Raw genomic sequence first — 20,363 nt, forward strand, 5'->3', positions numbered from 1 at the left:
CGTGAGGCAACGGCTTAGGATCCGGTAACAATTAAGGCGAGGCAATGCGCACTGTCACCCTGATTGCCGCGCGGCAGTCATGGCTCGACGCCTTCGAATCGGATGAAGAAAACCTCATAATACAATTGCGCACATGCGGTGGGTAGTGCGCGGTCCATCATACAACCGATTTCGGACCATTCTTCACAGTTTAGGCCTTGCCTTGGCAGCAGTGAGTGAGGACCGTAGTCGCCGATGAGCATTGGCTGGCCGAGTTAAGGAGAGTGGCCTTAGGCACAGTCGTCGTGCAACGCCGGCTATGGGTCACGAGCCGACCACGGCGGCCCGCTTGACGTCGTTCTGCTTCCCACCCGAAACTGGACAATGCATGCTCGCCCAGTGTGAAGCCCATTGCGATGAGCATTAGCGTTTTGGGTTTATGGTGCGCTCGGAGGGCGTTCGCATTTGCTGCGATTTCAGTCGCTTATCCCAACGATGAAGATCAAATGGTTGCTATCAACCTCAAAGGGGCGTTTCAGCGCCTCTTGCCGACCCGCAGCCCTGCGTCCCGAACGTAATCAGCGACCGAAAAAATCAATAAAAACAATGAAGCTCGATCCTGATTGACCACCGTTATCGCTGTTCATTGGGGTTTCGGTGGTCAACCGGTGGTTGGCTGACGGACACAGCTCGGGCTGCGTTGCGGCCTTACATATGTATGAGGTGATAGCGCCTTCGAGGCTTCCCGTGTCCGACGAACTCATCGCGTTATGTACGATGACGACTCGAATGTAATCCGCCTTGGCGCGGGTCGCGCAACGATCCACGTCGAGGGAGGAAGAGAATCTAGAAAGAAATTTGCTCCTCTGCTGCGCCTGAGGTGCTCTCGCTAGGGGAGAACACCCGAATCTCCGGGGCTCTCGGTATTACGTAGGTCATGCAAATTAGCCCGAACCGCCCGCCCGGGGCAGGCGCTGACTCTCAAGGAATGCGCATCGATCTATGAACCTGGGATAATCTAGCGTTGGCTTCACAGACGGAGATCTGGCTCGTCGGTAGGCTCGTAATCGGCGGTCGGGAGGAAGCTAGAGGACTATTGCCTCTCGCTGGTCTTTACGGGACCGGCGACTGGGACGTACATCGATATACGCGCAGGGTATCCGATAGCTGACTGTGCTTCTAAAGCTGGTAGCGGCGTAACCGCGCTTCAGACCCGTCCGTTGACCGACAGCAGCGCGCCGGTAACGGCGCTGGCGGCGTCGCTCGCCAGGAAGAGGATGACATCGGCGAGTTCCTTCGGCGCAACCCATTTGGCAGAATCGGCCTTTGGCATGCTGGCGCGGTTTGCCGCGGTATCAATGATCGAGGGCAGCACCGCATTAATGGTGATCTTGCCTTTCAACTCGGCAGCTAGTGACTCCGTCAGCTTATGCACGCCGGCCTTCGACGCTGCATAAGCACCCATGCCCGAGCCGGCCAGCAGGGCGCCCATCGCACCGATATTGACGATGCGAGCCGCCTGCGAGTTGAGGAGGTGCGGGATCGCCGCGCGCGAGGCATTCAGCGCGGTCTCGACATTGAGAGCATGCATGCGCTGCCAAGTCTTGGGATCGCCGTCGGCAATGGTCTCGAAGGTAAATCCGCCGGCAATATTGATCAACGCGTCGATCGCGCCGAAATGAGCGGCGGCGGCATCGATCGCCTTTTTCGCCTGTGCCGCATCGGTCAAGTCGATGCAGCCGAGTTCGATCCGCTGGTCTGTTGCCGCGAGTTGCGACGCAGCATGATCGATACCGGCGACTCGCGCGCCGCGCGAAAGGGCTTCCTCGGCGGTTACCTTCCCAAGCGCGCCCAACGCGCCGGTGATGACGACGACCTTACCCTTCATGCTAGTCTCCGTGCGAATGAGAATGAATCGAGGCCGTAGCGAGCTTCATTTGCAATGTGCGCCGCGCTGGCTGAGATCGACCGCGACGATACCGGGAATCCGATCAAGCCAGCATCTGCTCAGGCTTGCGGCGCACATCATTGGGTGCGATCTGCCACGGTCACGCATCACGTCTTCCACTTGATCATCGTCTGCAAGACGCGCATTGGGGCGCCGGCGTAGGGCGGCTGAAATAGCATTTGGATCGGCGAGAGAGGGCCCTGGTAGAAGACCGGGCGCAATTTTGAAAAGGTGTTGAATCCCTCGCGCGCGTGGTAATGGCCCATGCCGCTCGCCCCAACCCCACCGAATGGCAGGTCATGTTGGCCGACGTGCAGGAGAGCTTCATTAACCGACACGCCACCCGACATCACCCGCGAGATGTAGAAGTCGCGCAGCTCGGCATTGTGAGTGAATGGATAGATCGCCAACGGGCGGTCGTGACTATTGATATAGTGGGCGACTTCCCGTTGATCTCCATACATCTTGATCGGCAAGATAGGGCCGAAGATTTCGCGCTGCATGACAATCATGTCTTCCGTCGGATTTAGCACTAGATGCGGCGGAAATTTGCGGCGCTTAACGTCCGGATCTTGCTGTTCCGCAAGATTGATCAGGACCGCGCCCTTCGAGCGGGCATCCTCCAGTGTCGCCTGCAGTCGCGTAAAAGCCCGTTCATCGATAATCGACGTGTAGTCTTGGCCGTTGACGTCTGGAAAGCGCTCAGTGAAAAGTCGCCTGCAATGGCCGACGAACTCCTCCTCTGTCCCCTTGGGCAGAAACATGTAGTCGACATTCGTACAGATCTGACCAGCATTGAACATCTTCACCCAGAGAATGCGCTCCGCCGCTGTTTTGATTGGAAAGTCAGGCCCGACAATCGCCGGTGCCTTGCCGCCAAGTTCGAGCGTGACGGGCGTGAGGTTGCGGGCCGCGTTGGCCATGACTGCGCGACCGGTCGCGCCGGATCCCGTGAACAGCAGATGGTCGAAGGGCAATGACGAGAATGCGGGTCCTCGCCCGCCGCTATCCTCGAAGAAGGCTAGCTTCTCGGTCGGAAAATACTTTGGGGAGACGCGCATGAGAACCTGGGCGAGCGCCTTTGAGTTTTCCGACATCTTCACCATCGCGCGATTGCCGGCGGCCAGAATCGCGGCGAGCGGACAGAAGCTAAGATTAAGCGGAAAATTCCAGGGAACGATGACCCCGACGACGCCGAGCGGCTGGGGGATGACACGGTTGCGCGCAAGCGGATAGGTCATGAAGTCGACGTGTCTGCGCTGTGGTTTCATCCACTTCTTCAAGTTCTTCCTGGCGTCGGCGATTGTTTCCAGGACGACGAAATATTCGGCGAACAGCGTCTCGAATTCAGACCGGTTGCCATAGTCGACGTTGATCGCTGCGACCAACGCGTCCTTGTTGTCCTTCAGGAATCTCCCGAGGGCTTTCAGGTCGGCAATGCGCTGATCGTAGGACGGCTCGGGCTCCGCGAAATACGCCGCCCGCTGCTTATCGAAGCAGGACTGCAGTTCAGCGGGAATGTCGATCGAACGAGAATTGACAAGCACGTTCATGGTGTTCGCTTTCTCTGGATTTTTCGCATGTCCTCCAAGCGGAATAACGAGGGCGCGCCTTGACTATGACTGCAGCAAATCCAAGTTAGTGCATGCTTGCGTTCGCATGGACGGAGCCCGGCCTCTCACCCAATATCCGCTTGATAGCGTGAGCGCAGCGGCCGCATTGGGCGCTGCATCCGAGGCAGGCATACACCTCGCTCATACGGGCCCGTCGCGCTTCTTTTACAACCACTGACCGCACCTGATGGTCGCTGAACACATTGCAAGAACAGACAATCATCGCCTTCTCCTAACCAATACCAATGAGTGGGATTAAGACCGCCACAAGCGCGGTGCTCCAACCCAACCGCAAGCACGAGGTTTCCATTCGGGTCATCCAGTGTGTCTAAGAGGCCGCTCGCGGATTGGTTACGCATTTCAGCTCCTTCCGAGGCATCGCGAGCGCCTGCTGCGGCTCCTCGACTACGCTACCCACGTTCATGCGGTCTCCTGCTTAGCTTCGGTCTGTAGGTCGGCTTCGGTGAAGCCATAGCCGCCGGGACGCAGCGCCGAATGCTCGCGCTTGGAGTGGACCAACGGGTAGAACATCTGCGTCGTCCAGCGCTCCGGGCCAAACAGGATGTCGTCCTGCAGGCCGACCTTGGCGGGATATTTGCGTGTGATATGCGCCGTGCCGAACAGCACGTCCCAGAAGAACAGCAGGTTGCCGAAGTTGCCCTTGTAGTGGCCAATGCCATCTTCGTTGGTGAGCGCGTGGTGCGCTCGGTGCGTGGCCGGCGTGGAGATGGTGCGCTCCAGCACCCACATCAGCGGATGCAGCGCGCGGATGCGGTACAGCGGCGCGTCCCACGCCCAGGCGCAGTGCGCGCCGAGGATGACCGCCAGCTTGATCACCAGGTACGCCGCGTAGATCGGGCCGAAACCAAGGTACACGGCCACGCCGCCGATCCACAGGCCCGGCATCATCAGGTAGTAAAAGAAGTTGTTGCGGTAGGTAATGCGCACGCTCATGTAGGGCGCGCTGTGATGCGCGCGGTGCAGCGGCCACAGCAGGGGCGTATGCGAGGCGCGGTGCCAGAGGTACTGCGTGAGGTCATCGCCGATCAGCAGCAGGCCGGCCATGGCCCACCACGGCAGATTGGCCCAGGCGTTGTGCTGCGCCGGTATGAGCCAGTTACACAGCGCGTTGCTGCCTAGCAGTGCGATCGGCTGGGTGATCGCGATCAGGCTGACGAACATCAGCACCTCCAGCCAGGTGTCGTTGGGTGTCGCGGCGCCGCGCACGGTGGCTTGGTACCGCCGGGTGATGAACTCCATGGCGGCAAAGCCCAGGATGCAGGCGCCGATCAGGAGGTATTGCAGTTGCGAACTCATGTGGGGCGTCTCCTACCGCTTATGTTTTGGATTGTGGAACGGTCTTAGAGGTGCCACCATAATGCGTCCAATGCATAATATTCATTGTCTTGATGCATGGAGAGCAATGCCGTGAATCTGCGCCGCCTGAACCACGTCGTCGCCCTTGCCGATACCCTGCACTTCGCCCGCGCCGCCGAAGCCGCCCACCTGAGCCAGCCGGCCTTCAGCCGCAGCATCCAGGCCATCGAGAGCGACCTGGGCATCCGCCTGTTCGACCGCGACGTTGGTGATGTCCGCCCCACCCGTGCCGGGGAATTCGTCATCGAGCGGGCGCGTAAGCTGCTGTTCGAGGCACGTTGCCTGCAGCGCGACGTGGATCTTTATCGCGACAGCCAGCTCGGCAATACGCCCTTCGGTGTCGGGCCGCTGCTGACGGCCACCCTGATGCCACGCGTGCTTGTGGCGTTGCGCCGCCAGCACCCGCAACTGACGCTGCGCATGGAGGTCGGCAACTGGGCGCAGTTGCTGGAGAGCTTGCGTACCGAGAACATCGATTTCTTTGCCGCCGATGTGCGCGACATGCCTAGGGATGCCGCGCTGGACATCCAGCTGATCGGGGGGCAGCCGGCGGACCTGTATGTGCGGGCAGGCCATCCGCTGACTGGGCGCGAGCACACGCTGCAGGAAGTCTGGGCCTACGGTCTCGCGGTACCGAAGCTGCTGAGTCCCTCAAAGGTGGACCTGGCCGCCCTGCTGGGCCTGCCTGAGGGCCAGGAGCCAACCGTTGCGCTCGAGTGCGACAACTACGGCCTGCTCAAGACGGTCGCGCTCACCACGGATACCGTTCTGGGTGCGACGAACGCGGCAGTACGAGAGGAGTTGGAATCTGGCGCGCTCGTCCGGCTTGTCGTACATGGCTGGCTGTCGCCGCCGTCGAGCACGGGTATCGTGTGTTTGCGAGGGAGAACCCCGTCGCCGGCGGCCAAGGAAGCCATTGCAGCGATTGTGCGGGCAGCGGGCGAGATCAACGTGTAGGTCGCCTAGCAGCACCCGACGCATGGTCCGTGTGGATTGCCGGCCTGTTCATACTCCTAAGACGACTGTTTTCTTACCACGATTGCGCGGTGATCATTCGTTGAACGTTGCGATTGGCGATACGGAGGCTACAGAAGAATGGCAGGACCGCTTGATTGATCCTACCCCTGATCCGGAAAGCCGCCTCAGCGAGAGCGATACTATCATCGGCGACACGTCGCACTGACGGAAGCGCTCAACACCCTGTCAGCGCGCCAGCGGGCCATCGTCGAGGCGCGCCTGCTCGCCGATGAACCGAAGACCTTGGACGAACTGGCGCGGGAGCACGGCGTTTCGCGCGAGCGGATCCGTCAGATCGAAGCGCGTGCCGTCGAGCTGATCAGGAGTGCGGTCCAAGCCGTATCGCCGAAACCCGAGCTCCGTCCCGTCGTAGAGCCGCGGCGGCACGCTCCCTAATGGGAACCAATGGTGGTGCGCAAGCGCGCGATCATCGCTGCCTACCGAGAAAATACGGGGATATTGGCGTGGGTTGGCAGCCCTAATGCATGCGCTCGCGAAGTTTCTTGACGATCTCGCGAAGGGCTTTGGCGTACTCTTCGATGATCCGCCGCGCCTCTTCCAAGCGAGCGCGGTCCTCATCTTTATTCTCTGGCTCGACGGGCTTCTTCATCGACGGGATGGTCAGACCCGTTTCCCGGTAGCCGGTTTGAGCTAGGTCAAAGCCACCTCTAATCCTGCCATTTCGCCCTCCGTTTCTGCCGTCGCGTGACACGGTCGGACCTACCCAGCGGGTTGTCCGCACACACAGTTCCTTTTGATTCTCGCGATTGCAGCGCGGTGCCTATCGAGTTCATCCGCCGATGACTATCGGACGATTGGCTCATCCGAACACTTACCCGGCTTGCCACCTGCCCGGACACAGTCGCGATAGAGCCACGGTGGCGCGAATGAACCAGCCCAAATCCCAAGCCCGGCCTTTTCCGCCGATTTCTGATCTTGCGCGTACTTGCCCTTTGAGTAGCGGGGCCAATCGATCGCATGACCGTGCGATACAAGCCACTGCGCCAAGTCTACCCCACCCACGCTACAAGCCGCCACAGTGCGCCCGTAGCGGTCAGCGTCGAGCGGAACACATCGGACCGGCCGCGACGCCAAGAACTTGCCCTGCGCGGTGACTAGGAAGGTCAAATACTGGCCGGCATCGCTTCGATTGCGGCCCGCAAGCGCGGCATAATTTCGACGTTGAACGGCACGCCAGTCTTCTGGCGTCCCATGGTCATCATCTCGCCGCGGATATGCTGTCGCCCCATCCGGACGACGTCGCAGCGCGACTGTCCGATCCTGCAGCAAGAGCTAGGCCAACCGCTCCCTTGTGCCAATCGCGTAGCACTTCTCGAACTGCTCGCACTCGCTCGTCTCCCAGGGGTGGTGGCCGCCGGTTCGAGGTATCTTCGCGAGTTTCACCTCGGCGAGCGGAACGTCGACGACCGGAGCCGCGTGAGCAACTGACTTCATGGCGCCACCGCCGGGATATGCAGCCAGGCCTGGCGCGATCGTCGCGACTGGATCGCGCGCAAGCAGGCCATGTGGGATCGCGGCGAAAGCTGCCTTCTCAACAGCCGTCGTCGCTGATGCGCTGTCCTGCGGCGCGACGTTTGATAGCCACCGTGCGGCCGAATGCCAGATTCACACCCCTCATATCTATGCTGCGCAAAGGCCCGATGGAGTTCGACGATGAAGATGAAGGAAGACCGCCGCTGCGCGGCCGCGGAGAAGCCGCGCCAGGATGATCCCAAGAGACGCGCCTAAAAGGCGATTCGGACATCCTTAGGAACGCTGACCCGGCTCGGTTGTTGAGAGGCATTATGGCGCCTCCCGTCACCGTTCATTTCACCTGTATCGGCTGCGGCATCGTCTATTCAGCGATCCAGGAACGCAGCGCAACCGAGACCAATACGTCCGGGACGTTCGCATGCCGGCAATGCGGAAAGCTTGTTCATCACTGGGCTGGACTCTACGACTATAACGAATGGAGAATCGCCTCCGTACTGCCCAAGCAACCCAAGATGAGAAATGAAATACGTGGGTGATCGCCCCTACTCCGACCCTGAGAAAGCTGCCCGCAGGCTCATGGAGCACGCCCGCGCCTTTCAGCCGGTCCAGATTGGCCGGATCTATATCGAGAAGATCAACTATCCGATGCTCTCCAGGACAAGGCGACGCCGGCCGAGTACTGGGCCGGGCTGCAGTATGCGATCGGCCAAGGCTGGCTCGAATACCACGAGAGCGGGACGTTCGCGAGGATGTTGCAGCGGGGTAAAGACCTGTTCGCCTGACCTAGAACCACTGGGCCTATCGCCTCTGCCGTTCTGACATGACGTACCAGTATCCGGTCCCAATCGCAGCAGCCGCGCTGAGCACCCCAACGATTGCGACGAGCTCTTCCACCAGTTCCATGCGGACGCTCATTATCCCAAAGAATGGCCCCAGCGCGTGGATCTACACTGGAGCCAAGGTTGCGTCATCTATGAGATACGACAGTTCAGCCGATCAAAAGCCAGCCTACACTGGCGATGAGCGCGACAAGCGACATCCCCGCTACGCCTATAAAGCTGAACTCGACGCCATCTAAATCGGGCCTGAACATAATATTTAAATACTGCACGTCGGATCAGGCGGGCGGCTTTAGCGTATGTCAGTCAGCGGAGATGTCCCATTCCAGGTTCCACCCCCGTCTATGTGAAGATCTTTGAAACGATCTCGTTGGCGCTGTTTTTATTGCTCATGCAACAGGCGACCGAGGTCTAGTCCGCGTGACGACGGATAATGGCGAAGTCCAGATTTGGCTCGCAGCGACCTCCCGTGAGGAAGCGCTCGACAAAGTGCTGATGGACAATCCTCGAGCGCTCGTGGTGCGCCACGACGCAGTGAGCCGATCGGTTCAGTTTAACGACAAGCTGATTGCCTTCGCAAAACATTGGGGCTTCCGTCCTCGCGCCTGCGCGCCATATCGGGCCCGCACGAAGGGCAAGACAGAGAACGGCGTCGGCTACGTGAAGAAGAACGCGATTGCGGGGCATTCCTTCCCGAGCTGGGGGGCATTCGAGGCGCATCTCGACAGGTGGGAGCGTGAGGTTGCGAACGTTCGCATCCACGGCACGACCGGCGAGGCGCCGATCATTCGCTTTGCGCGTGACGAGATACATCGGTTGAAGCCGCTCGGCGGGCAGCCGTCGTTCGGATCCTTGCGTGAACTGACCCGCATCGTCGGCAATGATTGCGCCGTCGAGATCGACACAAACAGCTACTCGGTACCGTGGCGCCTTATTGGCGAGCGCGTGGCTGTAACGATAGCGGCCGGCGAAGTGCGGATCCGCCATGGACTGCACCAGGTTGCGGTCCACAAGCAATCGGAGGGGCGCCGGCTGCGGATCGTCGACTCCGCCCATCTCGATGGTGTTGCCGGGCGCAATGGCACGGTCCGCCGGGCGGAGATCGCGGCGGCGACGGTGCTGGCGCCATCTCCACCGCCGTCGCTGCTACGTCCTCTTGCCGAATACGAAGCCGTGGTCGGAGGAAGCTTCTGATGGCGCGGGCAAAGAGGGTCATTGAAGCAACAACCGATCCGCTCGACGCCATGCTGGTGCGATTGCAGCTCTCCGGCATCCGCGATCAGCTCGACAGCCTGCTCGACGAAGCGGCGCGCGCAAACCTGTCGGCGCGTGAGACGCTGATCCTGCTGTGCGAGCGCGAGATCGCACGCAAGGACATCGCCGCATCGAGATGGCGCTGAAGCTCGCACACTTCCCGGCCGTGAAGGAGCTTGCTGGCTTCGACTTCGAGGCGCAGCCGTCGATCGATCCAAAGCAGATCCGTGATCTTTGCCGCGTCACGTTGGATCGCCAACGGAGAGAACGTACTGCTGCTTGGCCCGCCGGGCGTCGGCAAGACGCACCTGTCCATTGCACTCGGGCGAGAGGCAATCCTGGCCGGGTATACGGTGCAGTTCACCACGGCGACGACGCTGGTCGCTGGCCTCGCCAAGGCGCACGGCGAGCGACGCCTGGACGAGAAACTGCTCGCGCTGTCGAAGCCAAAGCTGCTGATCGTCGACGAACTCGGCTACTTGCCGCTGGAACCCGATGCGGCACATCTTCCAGCTGGTTAGTCGGCGCTACGAAACCGGCGCCATGCTGATCACGTCGAACCGCAGCGTTGCCGAATGGGGCACCGTGTTCGCCGATCCCGTGGTCGCCACCGCCATCCTCGATCGGCTTCTGCACCACAGCCACGTGCTGACGATCCGCGGCGACAGCTATCGGCTCCGCGCCAAGCGCAAGAGCGGCCTCATCAAGCCGCCGCCCGACGGTGACGGCCCTCCGGTCGGCTCCGCCTCCCTCCGGCCCGTCACCGTCGGAAACAACCTTCAACCGAGATCATAATCCAGATGGTGGGGGCAGTTCATCATGACGCAAAGGGGGCAGTTCCGGATGGCGTTTGACAGTGAGCGACGCATTACTAACGACGCTTCGAAGGCGCCGTTCCTAACGCGACCCGAGCCGGCGCTCAACTCGATTGCGGCTGGTGCCGACCTTCTTGACGGCCTTCTTCACCGATGCCGCCGATTTCCGGGTCTTGCTCGCCTCATAGCGCACTTCGTAATCCTGCCCGCCGGCGACGCGCGCCCGGTCCTGCTTCCGACCACGCGCGGTCTGCTTCTTCGCTTTCTTCGCCATCCCGGTCTCCCTGTTGGTGAGGGCCAACTCTGGTTATGATCGACCGTTCCATAAGCGGAGATGCAGCGGAACGATTGCGCCAGTTTGAATCAGCTTATTGTTAGTGGAGTTGCGTTGTGGCGTTTCAGCGGAGGAAGCCTGAGGCGATCGGGACCAAGGCGCTCTTTCCCGGCTTCATTGCGCCGGCCCTGGCATCGCCGATCGAGAAGCTGCCGAGCGGCACACGCTGGATTCACGAGATCAAGTTCGACGGGTACCGGGTTCAGACTCACATCGCTAATGAAGACGTGAAGATCTACACCCGGCGCGGCAACGACTGGACCAGGCGCTTCAAGAAGGTTGCCCAAGACGCCTGGCAGATTTCAGCAACATCAGCCATCATCGACGGCGAGATCGTCGTTCCCTCGGCAGACGGCACGACCGACTTCTCTGTGCTGCAGAACGAGCTGCGCGGCACGTCGACCAGGATCGTGATGGTGGCCTTCGATCTGTTGTACCTCAACGGTCGCGATCTCCGGAAGCTGCCGCTAGTCGAGCGCAAGGCCGTGCTCAAGAAGCTGATTGCCGGCACCGCCATCCAGTTCAGCGAGAGCTTCGAGGTCGACGGCCCCAAGATGTTCACCCATGCCTGCAAGCTCGGCTACGAGGGCGTGGTGTCGAAGGTGGTAGACAGTGTCTATCCGACCGGCGCCCGCAGCCGGGACTGGGTCAAGAAGACCTGCGCCCAGCGTGAGACGCTGACAATCGCGGGCTTTGCCCTCGACGGCAATGAATGGGACGGGACCTATGTCGGCCGGCGCAAGGGTGACGAGCTGATCTACGCCGGCAAGGTCGACCACGGCTTCGACAAGGCCTCGGCCGCCGATCTCCGCAAGCGCCTTACGCCACTGATCCGGAAGACGCAGCCTTACACCAAACGCATTACCCACAAGGCGATCTGGGTCGAGCCGAAGGTGCTGGCCGAGATCGAGTACCGCGCCAAATCCGCCGAGGGCAAGGTGCGGCACCCTTCTTTCGTGGTGCGCGGGAAGACCATGAACGCGCCGCGCTGCAGCTGCTGCGACGATACCCGCTGGGTCTGCGAGGCGCATCCGGACCAACCATATGAGGGACCGCATACCTGCATGTGCGGCTGCACGGCCGGGATGCCGTGCCCGGCCTGCTGCAAGCCAGACGATCACGACGTTCTGCCGCCCTTGCCAGATGGCTTTGATCCGGACCATGGATAATAAGCAAAGCGCGCAGCGGCCGCCTAAGCACATCGAGTGAGAAAGGTGTGGACGCGGGGTGCCGATCTCGGAGTTTAACCCGGCGAATAGGAAATGGGCGTATTCAACCTGCGTCATTCCCGGCGCGAGTATTCGCCGTAGCAGATCTCGTCCCAAGTGTCGCGACTTAGACTCTAAAAATCATGAGACTTGGTATCAACTGCATACAATTTGAATTTCTAAAACGTACTCGGAATTGAAGCGGCATAGGCTGAATCCCGCCTGAGCTCTACGCCTAACGGAGATCACGATTTCGATGATTACGCTGCAAAACCGTGAGCCCGCGAAACCATCCCTGTCCTTACCTACGGCTCGCGGCCCTCTATGAAATTGTAGGAATGTCGGTCATCGAGTTCAGTAAAGCCGGCGCCGAGATCGATGGCGCCGTGACCGATACCGATATTGGCCAGCAGGTTCGGATTTGTTGCCGCCGGCGGGAATATCGACGGCAGCGTAACCCATATAGTGGTTAACGCCGTTGGCCACTTGAACTCGGGAAAGCCGTCCGACCCGGAATACCCGAGCCGCGTCGCCCGCCCTTGGCTCATGCTAGCCCTGTGGCTCTTTGGTCGCAGCGCACTTCTTTTTCCTGGAAAATGAATGCTGGCTGAATCTACATAGTGAGCCCTGCTCGCTCCAGGGTTACGCTGTCGCCGAGTTGTATTCGGAGGCGACACACTTGGGGTACAATATGACCGAAAGAATCGCACTGGCCGCGGCGAAAAGCGGGCACACAAGCTCAGCACATCGACGCAGACTTGCCGCTGCAATCGTCTTGGCGCCCGCGATCATGTTTTTTTCCCATGGTGCGTTGGCCGATGAAGGCGGCGTAAGCTTCTGGGTCCCCGGCTTCTTTGGAAGCCTCGCGGCCACGCCGCAGCAGCCGGGTTGGTCGCTAGCGACGGTCTACTACCACACTTCCGTATCCGCCGGTGCCGACGTCGCCCGCGCGCGTGAATTTACGCTTGGCAGGGTTCCGACCAACGTTACCTTGAACGCAAATTTGAATTTAAACGTCAAGGCCACTGGCGACCTCGGCTTTGTGATCCCGTCCTATGTATTCGAGACGCCGGTGCTCGGCGGCCAGGCGTCGGTATCCCTCATCGGAGCCTATGGCGTCGTCGGCACAAGCCTGGCGGGGACCTTGTCCGGCGTGGTCACGGCGCCGCCGTTCGGCAGCATTCCTTTCGCGCGGTCCGACACCATCAGCGACACGACATGGGGCTTTGGGGATCTGATACCGCAATTCGCATTGCGCTGGAACGCCGGCGTCCACAACTACATGACCTATATCACCGGCGACATCCCGGTTGGCGCTTACCAATCCACGCGCCTGTCGAATATCGGTATCGGACACGGCGCAATCGACGCCGGCGGCGGCTACACTTATTTCAATCCGCAGACCGGCCATGAGTTTTCGGGCGTGCTCGGCTTCACTTATAATTTCAATAACACTGCGACGCAGTATCAGAACGGCGTCGACATGCACTTCGACTGGGGTGCATCGCAGTTTCTCTCGAAGCAGGTCATGGTTGGGCTCGTGGGCTACGTCTACAAAGAACTCGGCTGCGACAGCGGTTCAGGCGACCGTGTCGGCTGCTTCCAGTCTCAGGTGGTTGGCGTCGGTCCACAAATCGGTTTCCTATTTCCGGTCGGCGACATGCAGGGCTATCTCAACTTAAAAGCTTACGGGGAGTTCGCCGCGGAAAGCCGGCCAGCCGGCTGGAATACCTGGGTCACCTTCTCTATCTCGCCGCCCGCACCCGGAGCGCCTCCGACGACGAAGCCCATCGTCGGAAAATATTAGAGCGAAGCTGCCGAGGATGCTGTACGAATCCCTCTCGCTGATCTGCTCAACCGTGTCGGTGAAGAGATCAGCTTTTCGGAAAATGTCCGGCGGGGCATTGGTTGCTGCACCGTACGCAGCAGCTCTAACGGCACCCGAATAGATGCACAGCGCTGGCTAGTTAGTACCGCAGCGAAATGACACGATGTGCCGAACGGACGTGGCCCTTTATTCGATCACTTCATCGGCGCGATGGGCAGAAGCGGCGGGATGGCGAGGCCGAGCGCTAGCTCACTGACGCGGCAAAAAGGGCGTCGGTCGTCGGTCATGTCCGCACGGCATTGCAAGTGAAGCGGTTGCGATCCCGGTAAACGTCCCGACACTCGAAGGATGGTATTTGCTGCAAGGACAGGCAGTTGCGATATCGCGCACGACAGACGTTTATGCATTGGAGTTTAGTGGTTCGGGCCGCTGCCAAGGTGGTGAAAGAGGCGAGATCGGCGGTGCGGGCATCTAGTGTTTCCCGCACTCAATGATAGAAGCATTGCAGAGAGTACAGAAACGATCGCAATCGACCGGTTGCTATATTTCATAGCCCAACCCTCTTACGTCGAAAAACAAGGCGAGTTTGGAGTGACCTCGCAGTTCGTCATTGAAGTTCAGCCTTTCTCCATCAGCAACAGCTTCCAACAGCTTTCTCGTCTGCCTGCCCTCGCATCTATTTGGCCCGCCAATCCGAAGGTGCCAATAGCTGCCATGGCCATTGCGCACCTGCGGGCCCTCACCACTCGTCACGCCGTCACCAGCGTCGCGTTCGACGCCGTGCGGCTGAAGATCGCTTTTTGCTGATTTAACTCCGAACGGCGTTGTGAACGCCCATATGAACGCGACCGGCCATAGCAAACCACCTGTCGCGATCCCGATCCAGCTCATGGCATTGATATCGCCGGCCTGCGGATGATTCCATTTATGCGTGAGCTGACCTGGAAGTTTGCCCAGATTGACGACGATCATTACGCCAACAAAGATCAGAACAGCGAACACCACAAACGCAAACGCATCCAATGCGCCGAATGAAGAATCCACTGCCAGCACTCCATCTAAAGCTGCGCGGTCATATTCCCCGCAGGTGATCGCTGCTCAGTCTGTTCTATCCAAGATTAAGGCGAACGTTTTTTGCTTCGCAGACTAAGGTAGAACAACGTCCGGGTCTTGTGCAATTCGCTCCGCCTGAATGAAATGAAAGGTCCCACGCGCATGGCGTGCGACATCAAGGACAGCACAATTGATTCTGCTCGGTCCGAGCAGCAAGGGCCAAATCTCAACACCCTTCCGTTTGTTGCAGCGATTGTGGCGCGACTCACGCACCAGTAAATTGCCCTTTAGGTCAATAGCTTTGACCGCGCGGACGATTAGACGGGGCGCGCCGCAAACGGCGCGGTCCGAACTAACAACTTCCCGCCCTCTCTCCTCGCACACCCGCCTGCTTGTCAGCACACGCTTTTCCCTAAAGGGCAATATCGCACGGACACCGTGCCGTGGTGTCGTGCTCTCGCTGATGTTGTTTGGTTGGGATCCCGAAGAGGCAGAGTTGCGATGAGCATCCATTGCTGGATCGACTCTGTGGCGGAAATGGCCCGGCAGACGGTATCGAGACCGCCTCGCTCGGCGAGCGCCACGACTCGCTCCCTTCAGTGTGGAGAGAGAGAGAGCACAGGTCGATCAATTGACTATGGGCCTAATCTAAATGGCGACGCCCTACCAATGCAACTTTGAAGCCTCGTCGCAGTCAACCATGCGAGGTTAGATACATGCTATTGCCGTTCGGAAAGCACCGACACCGATATCTGAGGTTTCTCGCCACCGTGATCGCGGGCTATGTCGTCGTCAGCTATCTGATTTTGCCCGCGACCTGGTCCCGGATCGAGCATGAGCCCGGACTGTCAAAGCATACGATGGTCACGTCAACGGCCCAGGGCATACCAGGAGACGCGATCAACGTCGGTCTCGTCGGAGCGCGCGAAGACGTCGTTTCCGCATTTCATGCCGCTGGCTGGTTTCCTGCCGACCCGATCACGCTGCGGACCAGCCTGGAGATCATCGGCAGCGTGGTGTTCGACCGGTCCTACAAGGATGCCCCTGTCAGCCCACTCTATTTTGATGGACGGCGTGAGGATCTCGCTTTCGAAAAGCCGGAGGGGGTAAGCGCGGACCGCCGTCAACACGTCCGGCTTTGGTTGGTGCTACAGAGCGGCGCCGAAGCGAGTCCCGTATGGCTCGGATCGGCGAGCTTTGATAGCGGGGTTACCCTGAGCCGCGATACCGGTCAGGTCACGCACAAGATCGCACCAAATATCGACGATGAGCGTGACCGCCTGATTACCGGGCTGGACCGGGCCCGGATGGTAACAAGCATATACCAGATCAACGGGATTGGCCCCACTCTGAATGGCCATAATGGCGAGGGGGATCCTTATTATACCGACGGCGAGATCTGGATGGCGAAACTCGTTGCGCGGGGCGAGAAAGCCACCACACCTGCGAAACTTCTGCCAGCCCCGGCATTGATTCAGCTGAAGGACAAGATGTTTTCGCTGGCCTCTAACGTGGGAGGTTAGTGCTTTCACCAGGGACGACTTTCAACCGCCAGCGCTAATCTTGCCCCTGCGGTGCCCCATCAGATCATGAGGCTGTGCGCGGCCAGAGCGGCGCCGAATCAACCGCCGGGACGGCTAGCGAGCCCATTGACCGAGCTGTAGGCACGTCAGCAGACTGACGTAACTTGGTGCCCCGATGCTCTCGTGCGGGATGCACTGCGCCTTGCTCGAGGCCGGAAATTTGGATCATTGGGTCGCGAGCAGCTGCCGCGCCCTCTTTTTATCATTTATGCAGGTCTTAGTCGTCTGATCAACGGTGAGCCCGGCCGTCGCAGCGACCGCTCCGAACAATGTCGAATGCCGGCACCCGATCGGCCATGGCGACCACGAGTTGCGAACTAAGAGCAATCATTGAGATTAAAGAGGCATATCTGTACTCCCGCTCGTATTTTCCTCCGCTCCCCAGCGAATGTTTGGAACCATTTTAATTTGCGAAAACCGACCGGCGCTGGCGATGTCTCCCGCAAGCAGCTGGTTTCTCGCGGTGGTCCGTTTGGAGGTTACCCGCCGCTGCGTGAGCCGCCGATCGCATTTTCGATGGCGGCAAATAAGGAACTGTCCTGTAAGGGTTTCAGTAGGAAGGCAACCAGACCAGCATCCTCGTAACGCTCGCGCAAGGCAGAGTCGCCATGAGCTGTAATCATGATCGTCGAGATTCGAATGCCGTTACGCACCAAGTGCTGGTGAAGCTCCAAACCGTTCATCACGGGCATCTGGAGATCGACGATCACGCATTCGGGAAGGCCATGCGGCAAGGCCGCAAGGAAATCCTGCCCCGATTCATATGTCTTTACATCGAAGGCGCGGGACCGTAGCAACCGGGCCAAAGCTTTGAGCACGGCAGGATCATCATCGACCACGGCAATTCGGGGGGCAATTTGCGCCATAAACGATTATGGCTGCGGCGTTGGTCACCCGTCGAGTTGACCGTTGGGCCAATAAGCCCGGTTTCCTATTTCGAGATTTGGGCCTTCTCCGCCAGGCGGACGAGATCCGCCACGGTGCGCACGCCCAGTTTCTCCATCATCCGGCTGCGATGAACCTTGATGGTCTTTTCGACCGTACCCAGATCGCCGGCAATTTGCTTGTTGAGCCGCCCCGCGACAACATGCGAGAGCACTTCCCGCTCGCGTGGGGTCAACGTTCTGATTTTCGCCTCGATCGATTCCAATTCGGAGCTACGCTGACGCACCTCGGCCTCGCGGTTTTGGGCGCGTCGTATGGCTTCGAGCAGATCAGTGTCCTTCGTCGGTTTCGTGAGGAAATCTACGGCGCCTGCCTTCATGGCACGCACACTCGTGGGAACGTCACCCTTGCCAGTAATGAAAATGATCGGCCTATAAGAGCCTCCGGCGGTCAGCGCCTGCTGGAGTTCGAGGCCGTCGAGACTTGGCATCGCAACATCCAGTACGGCACAGCCGGGGATTGCCGGATCGTGCTGATCGAGAAATTCCTGCGGACGCGCATACGATTTGACCTCATAACCCCCGGCGCGGAGCAATCGTGACAGCGCCTTGAGTACGCCAACATCATCATCGACGAGATAGACAGTAAATTTATCCATCACATCACCTCGTTGTCTCCAGACCTGGCACTGAGAAGCCCGCAATTGCACCGTCGTTCTGGTCGTTGACCAGAGTCAGCTTGCCGCCATGCGCCTGTATGATCGTCGAACAGATCGTCAGTCCGAGACCGAGACCATGCTGCTTGGTCGTGTAGAATGGCTCGAACAGGTGTCCATTTGCCGATAAAGGTATGCCGTGGCCTCGATCTTTCACCCGCACTTCAACGCTTCCGGTCGGCTTCTCGTGGGTCGAAATCAAAACAGACCGCTTAGCCGTCGGGGTCGAGGCCATCGCATCCATCGCGTTCATGACGAGATTGAGCAAGACCTGTTGCAATTGGATGGGATCGCCCGACGTCATGGGCAAGTTGTCTGCCAGTTCGAGCTTCACGTTGACATCGCGCCTGATCAACTCACTGTTGAGCAAGCCGATAGTGGAATTGATAAGATCATTGAGTTTGACGCTTTCCGCTTTCCGTTCGCCTTTCCTTAACAGGCTGCGGAGTCGCCGAATAACTTCCCCGGCCCGGTTGTCTTCGTGAACAATCTCCTCGAGTGCGTCACGTACCTCGGCGAGGTCCGGGGCTTTTTGTGCCATCAGATGGAGCGCCGCCTGCGCATTCGAAAGTATCGCAGTCAGTGGTTGATTGATCTCGTGGGCAATCGAACCGGAGAGCTCGCCGAGCACAGATACGCGCATCAGATGCTCCACCTCCTGACGCTGCAGGGCAGCCTCAGCCTCCGCAAATTTCCGATCGGTGACGTCGATGAAAATGCCGCCGAGCTGATGAGATTCGCCGCCATGTTCTGCATAGTAGCGGGCTCGCATGCGTACCCAACGCACCTCGTCGCGCGGCAGCAGGATACGGATGTCGCTGATTTCAGCTTGTTTCGCGTCGAACGCCCCTCGCAGCGCAGAGGTTGCAATGCCAAGATCATCCGCGTGCACCGCTGCCAGAAACGCTTTGCGCGTCAGCGGCATGCCGGGCACTATCCCGAACAGCGTCCTGCAATGCTCGGACGCCCAAAACTCATCGGTGCTTCGGTCAAACTGCCAGAGCCCGATGTTCGCGGCAGCCGCCGCAAACGTCATTCGCTCCTCGCTCTCCTTAAGCAGATTTTCGACGCGCAGCCTTTTGCGTCGCTGAATCAGCAAGGCGCCCACGAACAGGGATTGCAGGCCGAAGATGAACAGCGTCGAAAGAACCGTGCCGCGATGCTCATCCCAGATTGTAGGACTTTTGAACAGAAGGCTGGTGCCGGGAGGCAAGTTGTGCTCGCGCAGGCTCCACCGCTCCATCGCACGATAATCGACCCGGTATTGCCCCGGGTTTGTTCTGGGAGCGAGCGCGGTCGGATCCCTGCCCTCCATGATTTCGATCGCCATGTCCGCCGCGGCAACGCCCACTGACTCGAACGGCTCGACGAACCCGCCAACGGCACCGTTTCCAAGGAACGTGTCGTAAGGCGCGTAAACCGGCGCAGGCGAAACGGCCGACAAGGCGGTTGCCACTTCGGCGGGGATAAAGGCCGCGCCGTCGCCGTCGGCAAATACCGTAAGGAGGATCACGATCGCGTCTTGGGGTATCTTTGACACCTCCCCGACCAGCTTCGCATACGGAAGCTCGAACAGGTACGTCACGTCGAACTTGCGCTCGCGGCTTTCGAGGGTCGTTCGAGCAATCGCTTGCCACCGGCGATCAGTATCCCCACTTCCGGCGATAACAAACAGGCGGCTGGCTTCCGGTTGGAGCCGTTCCGCGAGCTCTAGCGTCCTGTCGAGATTGAAGTCGCTAACGATCCCCGTCACCTGAGGCGGCGGTCGCACGGCAGCATAGGTCTGTGGCGAGATGGACGTAAACACCACAGGCACATTCGGCGCGATCTCGTCGCGGTGCTTCATGATAAACGGTAACGCAGCGCTGCCGAGCGTCATCACCAGGTCGGGTGGCCGTTGCGCATATTTATGTCGGAGAAACGTCACCGTTCGAAGTTCGTTTGCCGGGTCCTTATTCCGCGCCAGATCAAGAAATTCTGCATCTATTTCGACTTTTTGCGGGGAGCGCTCCAGCAACCGCTTTCGTGCGGCCTCCGCGATCGCAGTGGTAGCGGGAAATGTATAGTTGAAGGCGTGCAGCATCAGAACGCGCCGGGGCTCCGCGGCGCGCCCGTCCACCGCGAACAAGAAAAGGAGCACCATGCTCCACAAAACTGGGTGCGCCCTACTCATTCCGTCATTCCGGAAACGGCCGCCATTTCAAAATACTACAGTACGAAATTCACAACCGGCTCGCCTGGTAAGCGAGGATGCGCGGTCGCCAAGTGCAATCTTAGCACGCTTTTGTGATCGTTGTCGCTTCAAACGAGTGGAATTTTGTTAACAAAATCAATCGGTAGAAGTTTTTTATTCGGATCGCCCCCGTGCTGTTGACCGCGCCTGGCACACGCATTCCGAGCCGAAAGTACTTCATTTGCGTT

General features: G+C 59.5%; 16 protein-coding genes and 3 pseudogenes. 6 read left to right on the top strand and 13 right to left on the bottom strand.

The window, feature by feature from the left end; all coding sequences use genetic code 11:
- Nucleotides 1-1,186: 1,186 nt before the first annotated feature.
- The 4 genes from fabG to QJT82_RS40745 all read right to left on the bottom strand — a co-directional run bounded on the left by fabG (nucleotide 1,187) and on the right by QJT82_RS40745 (nucleotide 4,857).
- Entirely contained in the window at nucleotides 1,187-1,867 is a 681-nt protein-coding gene (gene fabG / locus QJT82_RS40730; RefSeq protein WP_028344003.1) for a 3-oxoacyl-ACP reductase FabG, read from the bottom strand.
- 167 nt (nucleotides 1,868-2,034) lie between these two features.
- Nucleotides 2,035-3,480, bottom strand: coding sequence for a coniferyl aldehyde dehydrogenase (locus QJT82_RS40735; protein ID WP_028344002.1), 1,446 nt, complete (start codon nucleotides 3,478-3,480; stop codon nucleotides 2,035-2,037).
- A gap of 85 nt (nucleotides 3,481-3,565) precedes the next feature.
- Nucleotides 3,566-3,763 (bottom strand): (2Fe-2S)-binding protein, encoded by a 198-nt coding sequence (locus QJT82_RS40740; RefSeq protein ID WP_080686946.1) that lies wholly within the window; start codon nucleotides 3,761-3,763, stop codon nucleotides 3,566-3,568.
- 197 nt (nucleotides 3,764-3,960) lie between these two features.
- Nucleotides 3,961-4,857: a sterol desaturase family protein gene (locus QJT82_RS40745; RefSeq protein ID WP_028344001.1), complete on the bottom strand. Its 897-nt coding sequence runs from the start codon at nucleotides 4,855-4,857 to the stop codon at nucleotides 3,961-3,963.
- Between the two features lie 111 nt (nucleotides 4,858-4,968).
- Here QJT82_RS40745 and QJT82_RS40750 point away from each other — a divergent pair, with 111 nt between their 5' ends.
- The gene (locus QJT82_RS40750) at nucleotides 4,969-5,874 is read left to right on the top strand and encodes a LysR family transcriptional regulator (protein WP_028344000.1); all 906 of its coding nucleotides are present in this window, start codon (nucleotides 4,969-4,971) and stop codon (nucleotides 5,872-5,874) included.
- 246 nt (nucleotides 5,875-6,120) lie between these two features.
- On the opposite strand, the gene QJT82_RS40755 is transcribed toward QJT82_RS40750, so the two are convergent.
- The 3 genes from QJT82_RS40755 to QJT82_RS40765 all read right to left on the bottom strand — a co-directional run bounded on the left by QJT82_RS40755 (nucleotide 6,121) and on the right by QJT82_RS40765 (nucleotide 7,062).
- Nucleotides 6,121-6,270: a hypothetical protein gene (locus QJT82_RS40755; protein WP_245288883.1), complete on the bottom strand. Its 150-nt coding sequence runs from the start codon at nucleotides 6,268-6,270 to the stop codon at nucleotides 6,121-6,123.
- A 142-nt stretch (nucleotides 6,271-6,412) separates the two neighbouring features.
- The gene (locus QJT82_RS40760; protein ID WP_259192290.1) at nucleotides 6,413-6,544 is read right to left on the bottom strand and encodes a hypothetical protein; all 132 of its coding nucleotides are present in this window, start codon (nucleotides 6,542-6,544) and stop codon (nucleotides 6,413-6,415) included.
- A 194-nt stretch (nucleotides 6,545-6,738) separates the two neighbouring features.
- Entirely contained in the window at nucleotides 6,739-7,062 is a 324-nt protein-coding gene (locus QJT82_RS40765; protein WP_338139847.1) for a thermonuclease family protein, read from the bottom strand.
- A gap of 1,691 nt (nucleotides 7,063-8,753) precedes the next feature.
- Here QJT82_RS40765 and QJT82_RS40775 point away from each other — a divergent pair.
- Both QJT82_RS40775 and istB read left to right on the top strand, forming a co-directional pair.
- Nucleotides 8,754-9,461: pseudogene (locus QJT82_RS40775) on the top strand (IS21 family transposase); the annotation flags it as partial.
- Nucleotides 9,461-10,316, top strand: a pseudogene (gene istB / locus QJT82_RS40780) (IS21-like element helper ATPase IstB). The pseudogenes QJT82_RS40775 and istB, both read left to right, overlap by 1 nt.
- A gap of 102 nt (nucleotides 10,317-10,418) precedes the next feature.
- Here the strand turns inward: istB and QJT82_RS40785 are convergent.
- Nucleotides 10,419-10,610: a DUF3606 domain-containing protein gene (locus tag QJT82_RS40785; RefSeq protein ID WP_028343997.1), complete on the bottom strand. Its 192-nt coding sequence runs from the start codon at nucleotides 10,608-10,610 to the stop codon at nucleotides 10,419-10,421.
- Between the two features lie 116 nt (nucleotides 10,611-10,726).
- Between QJT82_RS40785 and ligD the strand changes: the two are divergent.
- A pseudogene (ligD, locus tag QJT82_RS40790) lies at nucleotides 10,727-11,620 on the top strand (non-homologous end-joining DNA ligase); the annotation flags it as partial.
- A 563-nt stretch (nucleotides 11,621-12,183) separates the two neighbouring features.
- Here ligD and QJT82_RS40795 read toward each other — a convergent pair.
- Entirely contained in the window at nucleotides 12,184-12,426 is a 243-nt protein-coding gene (locus QJT82_RS40795) for a hypothetical protein (RefSeq protein ID WP_155258745.1), read from the bottom strand.
- A gap of 242 nt (nucleotides 12,427-12,668) precedes the next feature.
- Between QJT82_RS40795 and QJT82_RS40800 the strand changes: the two genes are divergently transcribed.
- The gene (locus QJT82_RS40800; RefSeq protein WP_264641922.1) at nucleotides 12,669-13,685 is read left to right on the top strand and encodes a transporter; all 1,017 of its coding nucleotides are present in this window, start codon (nucleotides 12,669-12,671) and stop codon (nucleotides 13,683-13,685) included.
- Nucleotides 13,686-14,246: 561 nt separating this feature from the next.
- Here QJT82_RS40800 and QJT82_RS40805 read toward each other — a convergent pair.
- Nucleotides 14,247-14,750 (bottom strand): DUF3302 domain-containing protein, encoded by a 504-nt coding sequence (locus QJT82_RS40805; protein ID WP_196238235.1) that lies wholly within the window; start codon nucleotides 14,748-14,750, stop codon nucleotides 14,247-14,249.
- 725 nt (nucleotides 14,751-15,475) lie between these two features.
- Between QJT82_RS40805 and QJT82_RS40810 the strand changes: the two genes are divergently transcribed.
- Nucleotides 15,476-16,282, top strand: coding sequence for an LssY C-terminal domain-containing protein (locus QJT82_RS40810; RefSeq protein ID WP_080686941.1), 807 nt, complete (start codon nucleotides 15,476-15,478; stop codon nucleotides 16,280-16,282).
- A 539-nt stretch (nucleotides 16,283-16,821) separates the two neighbouring features.
- Here the strand turns inward: QJT82_RS40810 and QJT82_RS40815 are convergent.
- From QJT82_RS40815 to QJT82_RS40825, 3 genes are all read right to left on the bottom strand, one after another.
- Entirely contained in the window at nucleotides 16,822-17,208 is a 387-nt protein-coding gene (locus tag QJT82_RS40815; RefSeq protein ID WP_028343994.1) for a response regulator, read from the bottom strand.
- Nucleotides 17,209-17,273: 65 nt separating this feature from the next.
- Nucleotides 17,274-17,885 carry a response regulator gene (locus QJT82_RS40820; protein WP_253592480.1) on the bottom strand — a complete coding sequence of 204 codons (612 nt, stop codon included), beginning with the start codon at nucleotides 17,883-17,885 and terminating at the stop codon, nucleotides 17,274-17,276.
- 4 nt (nucleotides 17,886-17,889) lie between these two features.
- Nucleotides 17,890-20,025: an ABC transporter substrate binding protein gene (locus tag QJT82_RS40825; protein ID WP_196238234.1), complete on the bottom strand. Its 2,136-nt coding sequence runs from the start codon at nucleotides 20,023-20,025 to the stop codon at nucleotides 17,890-17,892.
- Nucleotides 20,026-20,363: the final 338 nt, after the last annotated feature.

Origin of the sequence: Bradyrhizobium sp. Mp19 (genome assembly GCF_029952935.1) — a bacterium.
Lineage (GTDB): Bacteria > Pseudomonadota > Alphaproteobacteria > Rhizobiales > Xanthobacteraceae > Bradyrhizobium > Bradyrhizobium elkanii.